Annotated in this window: 7 protein-coding genes; 2 read left to right on the plus strand and 5 right to left on the minus strand. The window is 39.5% G+C overall.

Annotation, left to right across the window (positions count from 1 at the left end; genetic code table 11):
- Positions 1 to 569, minus strand: a 569-nt coding sequence (locus K8S13_RS17210) for a DMT family transporter (RefSeq protein WP_291464416.1), incomplete at its 3' end; no start/stop codon positions are given.
- Positions 570 to 678: 109 nt separating this feature from the next.
- Between K8S13_RS17210 and K8S13_RS17215 the strand changes: the two genes are divergently transcribed.
- Positions 679 to 990, plus strand: coding sequence for an MGMT family protein (locus K8S13_RS17215; RefSeq protein WP_291464418.1), 312 nt, complete (start codon positions 679 to 681; stop codon positions 988 to 990).
- Positions 991 to 1,038: 48 nt separating this feature from the next.
- On the opposite strand, the gene K8S13_RS17220 is transcribed toward K8S13_RS17215, so the two are convergent.
- Positions 1,039 to 1,608 carry a DUF2889 domain-containing protein gene (locus K8S13_RS17220; RefSeq protein ID WP_291464420.1) on the minus strand — a complete coding sequence of 190 codons (570 nt, stop codon included), beginning with the start codon at positions 1,606 to 1,608 and terminating at the stop codon, positions 1,039 to 1,041.
- Positions 1,609 to 1,700: 92 nt separating this feature from the next.
- Positions 1,701 to 3,614 carry a GAF domain-containing protein gene (locus tag K8S13_RS17225; RefSeq protein WP_291464421.1) on the minus strand — a complete coding sequence of 638 codons (1,914 nt, stop codon included), beginning with the start codon at positions 3,612 to 3,614 and terminating at the stop codon, positions 1,701 to 1,703.
- 165 nt (positions 3,615 to 3,779) lie between these two features.
- On the opposite strand from K8S13_RS17225, the gene K8S13_RS17230 reads away from it, so the two are divergent.
- Positions 3,780 to 4,448 carry a cytochrome c3 family protein gene (locus K8S13_RS17230; protein ID WP_291464422.1) on the plus strand — a complete coding sequence of 223 codons (669 nt, stop codon included), beginning with the start codon at positions 3,780 to 3,782 and terminating at the stop codon, positions 4,446 to 4,448.
- Positions 4,449 to 4,494: 46 nt separating this feature from the next.
- Here K8S13_RS17230 and K8S13_RS17235 read toward each other — a convergent pair whose 3' ends face one another.
- Positions 4,495 to 4,884, minus strand: coding sequence for a NifB/NifX family molybdenum-iron cluster-binding protein (locus K8S13_RS17235; RefSeq protein WP_291464424.1), 390 nt, complete (start codon positions 4,882 to 4,884; stop codon positions 4,495 to 4,497).
- Between the two features lie 208 nt (positions 4,885 to 5,092).
- Positions 5,093 to 6,389, minus strand: a 1,297-nt coding sequence (locus K8S13_RS17240; protein ID WP_291464426.1) for a sigma 54-interacting transcriptional regulator, incomplete at its 5' end; no start/stop codon positions are given.

Raw genomic sequence — 6,389 nt, forward strand, 5'->3', positions numbered from 1 at the left:
CAGATCTGCATCCCGGTCAAAGACCAGGTGTTATACCGTGAGCTGAGTTTTTTAATCAGAATAATATTTGCGCAGGCACTGGCCATTGCAAAAACTTCCAGGAGATTGCCAAGAACCGGGCGGGATGCATTGGCTTGTTCACTTTGAAAGAGGGTAAGCAATATCACCCCAGAAATTGATAAAATGAGTCCAATGATTGTTTTTGCATTCATGGATTCTGAAAGGAAAAAAAAGGCAGCGACAGCAACCATTAAGGGCAGACAGGCTGAAATGATCCCGGCCTGTGATGAGGTGGTGAAGATTAAGGCATTGGATTCAAATAAAAAATAGAGGCAGGGCTGGAACAGCACCATGGGCAACAAGATTTTCCAATCACCTTTTTGATATGATTTTGGAAACATTTTCCCTGATATCGGAATAATAAAAACAAAAGCAATAAAAAGTCGGCCGAACATCACTGCAAAAGGATTTAAATCCTGAAGCAAGATCCGCATGGCAGAAAATGAACTCCCCCATAAAAAAACAGCTCCAAGAATTGACAGGATCGGCAACATGCTTTTGATTTTCATAGTCACGCATCCTCATATAAAGGAATCAAAAAATTTAATCAATTTAAAAATGGGGTTATTAAGTCGTTAAAAATTGTAAAAAAATAAAAAACATGGCAGACTGACTGTCATGTTAACACGATTCACCCGGAAAGCACTGAATATTATTCACAATATCCCGGAAGGTAAGGTTCTGACATATGGCAGGACAGCCTTTCTTGCCGGAAAACCTAATGGTGCCCGGCAGATTTCAAGACTTCTTCACTCAATGTCAAAAAAACATAATCTGCCCTGGCATCGTATTGTTAACTCAAAAGGGAAAATATCCTTGAAACCCTCCCAGGGGTATGAGCTTCAAAAAGCACTTCTTGAATCAGAGGGCATTAAATTTTCCAAACATGATACCATTGATTTAAAGTATTATTTAGCTTCTGACCTTTAGGTTATGGGTTCCCCTGTTTCAATGAAAAGATTCTGATATAAATTTTTGTTAAAAAGACTGCCGGGCTTTTATTGCCTGCTCAAGACTTTTCATTTTCGGGCCCTGCCGGGTCCACATCCGGCAGGAATCGATTAAAAAATTTTTGTCATTGAGACTGTCAAGATCCTTTGGGACAGGTGATTTGTCCTTCCTTTTCTGTGTCAGCCAGCCATGGACAATTTCCTGGCCCATGACAATGATCAACTGACAAAGATGGGTACACCCTCTCTTTCCCCCCATAATGTCGCGAATTTTTTTTGAAAAGCCTGATTTTATTTTAAGCCCTTTTAGCTTTTCAATAGTATCAAGGGTGGTGGAGCATTCAGACATGGGGACATGGATCATCTCGACTTCGGCATCTTCTATCATGAGCGGATCTGATTTTATCAGCAGTTTTACATCCATGTGATGAATGACTCCCGGCTCCATAACGGCCCCTGTTATATCAAACACTCTAATATATCGCTGGTCTTTTAATACCCCATGGATAATCACGCTGGAATCCGTGTGGGGATAGGTGGCAAGCCGGATATCCCGTGTATGTATTTTGGATTTGTTTTCTATTATTTTATTCAGCATGGAACCTTATGTAATCTTTTTTTTTCTGAAAATCAAACAGGGATGGTTTTTAAATAGTTTTAACCTGAAGGTCACACGTAACCTGAAGGTCACTACCTATCGAAAGGGAAAAAACAGGTGACAATTGTGTAACCGTCACATGCAGGCCCGGCAATTTTTTTGCACTCCTGTATTGAACCCGGACATGTATCCTTGTCTTCGGGAATACGCCGGCATCGTTTTGATGTCATGGAGATTTTAAAATTAAATCTTTCGGAAAAAATTTTCATCCGCAGAAGATCAGCACCTTTTCCCCCTGCATTAAAATCATAGGGCCGTTTTGAAGAGTAATTCATGATCTCCTGGGTGGAGAAAAAACCTTCAAAAATTCTTTTTTGGGCTTCCTGGGTAAGTCCGATTCCATGATCTTTTACCATAAACTCAACTCCATTATCTTTTTGACGAACAAGAACCTCTATTTTCCCCCCATCCGGTGTGTTTTCAATGGCATTTCGGATAAGTCCATCTATGGTTTTTTTTAATGGTTCAGCAGGAATCTGAATCGGGGAAGAAGATTCAAGACGAGAAATCAGGGAAACATTCCTATGAACCATATCGGATTTAATGGTTTTAATTCTTTTTTCAACAAACTGATTTAAAAAAATATTCTGGACAACAAGGTCACGGGTACTGAAAATATCTTCAATTCTCTGTCTTACTTTGGCAATAACTCCCCTTTCTCCGGTCTCTTCTGCAATCAGAGCTTCGAATTCATCCTGGCATTGTTCCAGGATGAGGGAAAATATTTTTATATGAAAGACTTCCTTTCTTTCAACTATATCATACACTTCACCTTCAATCCCAATAATACGATCCAGGTTTCTTTGAATCCTTTCCATGGTTGGCCGCCAGGTTTCTTCTGGAAGATCCGTCAATTTTTTTGAAAGAATTTTAAAAGAGCTTAAAAGAATTGCCACAGGGGTTTTCAGTTCATGGGACAAATGGCTGATCATTTTATCTTTCGCATGGTTCAGGCTTTTCAGCTCTTCGAAGGCTTTTCTTAATTCCCTTGAGACCCGGGCATTTACAATTGAAAGCGCGACGGTAGCAGCAATGGTATTCAATGTTTCAAGGTCAGTGTCATCAAAATCTCCTGTTTTTTTATTGTCAGCCGCCAGTATACCAATAATGCGATCTTTATTCCTTAAAGGAACTAAGAGTACATTTTTAACCTTATATCCGATTTTCCGGTCCCTTGATTTATACTGATTCTGATCATCGGAAAATTGGTTTACCATTATGGGTTTGCCGGTCTTTACCACCTGGCCGGACAGGAGTTCATCAAGTGAAAACCGGGCTTTTTCAATGCGTGCCCTTGTATTGAGATCATCGTGGGCAGCACTTAAAAAATAAAATTCTTTTTGAGTCTTATCCAGTAAAATCGTATTGGCACTTTGGGTACCAAGAAGCTCTTTGATCTCAGTATTCACATAAAGGAGAAGTTTTCTTAAGTCCGGGTATTTTGGCAGGGCTTGGCTGATGCGGTTCATGACGTCGAGATCTCGTTTAATCCGTTTTTCCATGGTCACATCCCTGAAGACAATTATCATCCCTTCCGGATTGTTATTTATATCCCTGTCCAAACCGGCTCGAAGCACGACATCTAAAATTTTTCCATCTTTTGTAAGCCTTTGGGTACTCAGCCGCAGAACATTTTTGTGGGTTGGCAGGGTCTTAATCCTGTTGGATAATTCATCCTTCAGGAAGTCAGGGACATATTGCTTTCCTTCCTTACCTTTCAATTCTTTTAAAGTCCAGCCAAAGGTTTTGGTAAACGCCGGGTTTAGATAAGTAACCAGTCTCTTTGCATCTCTGACAAGGACAGGATAAGGCAGAAATTTTAAGAATCTTTTATAGTTTCTTGCCGCATCTTTTGTGTCTTGTGCAGTTTCTTTGGTTTCCAGAGATTTTTTTTCCAGGTTTTTTATCCTGAGCTCTAATTCTTTATATGTGGGTTTTCGAACCATGATATTACCCTGGTAAAGTTAGAAGGTTTAAAAAAAATAGTGTAGATAGCTTGATTACCAATTGCTGTCAGTGCTGTAAAGAAGAATTTATTTGATTTTTCAGTGATTTCAAGTTAAAGGCTTTTTTAAGTTAAAGTTTTTATAGAGGCAAAAAGGAGAGAAGGAATGGACAATGAATCAACCGGACAACACATTATTTTTATCATCATTTTGATATTTATTCTTTTCTTGAGTTATTGTTCAATCCCATCAACTGATACTTTGAAGATTAAACACAAAACATCAAAAAAAGCACAAACCAAAATTCATCAGCCCCCAAAAGATGAAAAGAAAATTGTCTTAAAAGAAGCTGTTGTAGAGGCAATAATTGTGGAAGAAGCTGGGGAATCCTCTGTTATCCTGCAGGAAACCAAAGTTGAGGAGCAAAAGGTTGAAACCCCAGTAGATAATGTGAATAAAACACTGAAAATAGATGTAATTCTAATGAAGAATTCCCACTATGAAACACATAAGAAAGGGATTGTACAATTTACCCACAAAAAGCATGTGGAAGAATATTTAATTGCTTGTGGCAGTTGTCATCATGATGAAATGGGGAAACCGCTGAATTTAACTTTTCATGACAAACCCGGAGAATGTATTGAATGTCATAAAGAGACTCAGAAGCCAAAGGGTGAAAAGCTTGGGAAAAAAGAAAAAATAATGAAGTACCATTTTGAAGCTTTGCATGCCAATTGTATCGGCTGCCACAAGGATTACAACAAGAAAAACAAAGATGCAGAAGGTAAAGGCCCTGCACCCGCATCCTGCACAAATTGCCATCCAAAGAAATAGGCAATGCCTTAGAACCAACCGGACTATCCGTCAAAATGGGCAAGGTTTAGAAAGGATCAGATATCGGAAGTTTTTTAGAGTTGTGGCGCCAGCAGTATTGTTTGCTGCATCCAGGCATCATAAATGCTTTTTCAATGGTCTGTTTTCGGGCAAAATTGTCCAGAAGCTTTAATGCATTACCGGTAACAAAAGAGATGAGTTTGATATCATTCTCAACTATTAAATCTGCAGGTTTTGTGGAAATGGCACCGCATATCAGAACGGAAACCTGCATTTTTTTCAGCAGTTTTATAAGATCGGAGGGTATTGCAGGATTAAAGGATATATAACTTTTTTTTATAATCATCCTGTTTTCAATGTGTGCTACAAAAAGTGTGCTGGCAGCATCAAAAACAGGAGAAATCCGGTTGCCCCAAACTGTTATGGCTATTTTCAATGATATCCTCCTTTTGTTTTCACTATTACAATGATTGCAAAGCATGTGCCTGAATGAACAATTCGTTTGAATTAGTCAGATGTCTTTAAATATTAGTTAGTTAAGCTAAAAAAGGGACCCTGATGATCCATTCGGGATTCTGAAAAGGGTTGCAAAAGTAAGACGATTTCCATTGCAAGCGTTGCAATTTTAAAAAAATGAGGAGTTCTTATAATGTCATTCCCAGTTTTTTAATCCTTCTGAAAAGGGTGCTTTTATGGATACCCAGATCTTTAGCCGCAGCACTGCGGTTATAATTATTACGTGCCAGGGCATCTGTAATGAGTTTAATTTGTGCTGATTTAACAGGATCACTATCTTTTTCTCCATTGATATTGGATGGCAGGGATAAAAATCCGGGTAAATGATTCAGCTTTATATAGCCCTCGGAACAGAGGACAAAGGCATGTTCAATGATATTCTCAAGCTCCCGGATATTGCCGGCAAACTCATGGGACATAAATGCCTGAAGGACTTTTTTATCTATCCCCTGGATAAATTTCCCCTGGCGGATATTCATTTTCTGGATAAACCGATCCACAAGAAGGGGAATATCTTCCATCCTATGTCGCAGCGGTGGTAAAGAGAGCCGGATAACATCAATTCTGTAATAGAGATCCTGTCTGAATCGATTTTGAGAGACAAGGTCGGAAAGTCTTTGATTGGTTGCTGCAATAATTCGTATATTGGTTTTTTCCTGAGCCAGGGCACCAAGGGGGGTGAACTCATGCTCCTGAAGAACCCGAAGAAGACTAACCTGGAAAGCCGGGCTTGTATCTCCGATTTCATCAAGAAAGATAGTGCCGCCGTCGGCAAGGGCAAATTGGCCTGGTTTGTCTTTCATGGCATTGGTAAACGCACCTTTTTTGTATCCAAATAATTCGGATTCAAGAAGCGTATCAGGAAGTGCCCCGCAGTTTATGGCAATAAAAGGTTTGTTTTTTCTGTGGCTCATATTATGGATAGCCCGTGCAAATAATTCTTTTCCCGTACCGGTTTCTCCCTCTATCAGAACCGAAGAGTCACTGTCTGATACCTGGGGCAGGATATTAAAGATAGTCTTCATGGCATCGCTTCTGCTGATAATATCTTCCACTTTAAATTTTGTTGACAACTCTTTTCTGAGCTGCTCAACAAGAGAGTGATCCCTGAAGGTCTCAATTCCGCCAATGACTTCGGCGTTTTTATCGATCAAAAGAGAAGTGGATGCTGTGATGGGTATTTTTTTCTTTTCCCTGTTAATAATATATCCCGACGAGTTGATGAAAGGCCTGCCTTCTTCCATGGTTCTTTTGAGTGCACAGTCCTGTTCACACATATTGGAACGAAAGACTTCCCAGCAATGCCGACCAATGGCATCTTTACGTGAGATGCCGGTTATCTCTTCTGCTGCTCGGTTAAAAGATGTGATTTTCCAATTGTGATCTATTGTAAAAACACCATCTGATATACTTTCAAGAATGACC

Source organism: Desulfobacula sp. (assembly GCF_021107415.1).

Excerpts from the sequence above, each read along its gene's own strand:
- K8S13_RS17215 (WP_291464418.1), top strand. The coding sequence starts at position 679 with ATGTTAACACGATTCACCCGGAAAGCACTGAATATTATTCACAATATC.
- K8S13_RS17220 (WP_291464420.1), bottom strand. The coding sequence starts at position 1,608 with ATGCTGAATAAAATAATAGAAAACAAATCCAAAATACATACACGGGAT.
- K8S13_RS17225 (WP_291464421.1), bottom strand. The coding sequence starts at position 3,614 with ATGGTTCGAAAACCCACATATAAAGAATTAGAGCTCAGGATAAAAAAC.
- K8S13_RS17230 (WP_291464422.1), top strand. The coding sequence starts at position 3,780 with ATGGACAATGAATCAACCGGACAACACATTATTTTTATCATCATTTTG.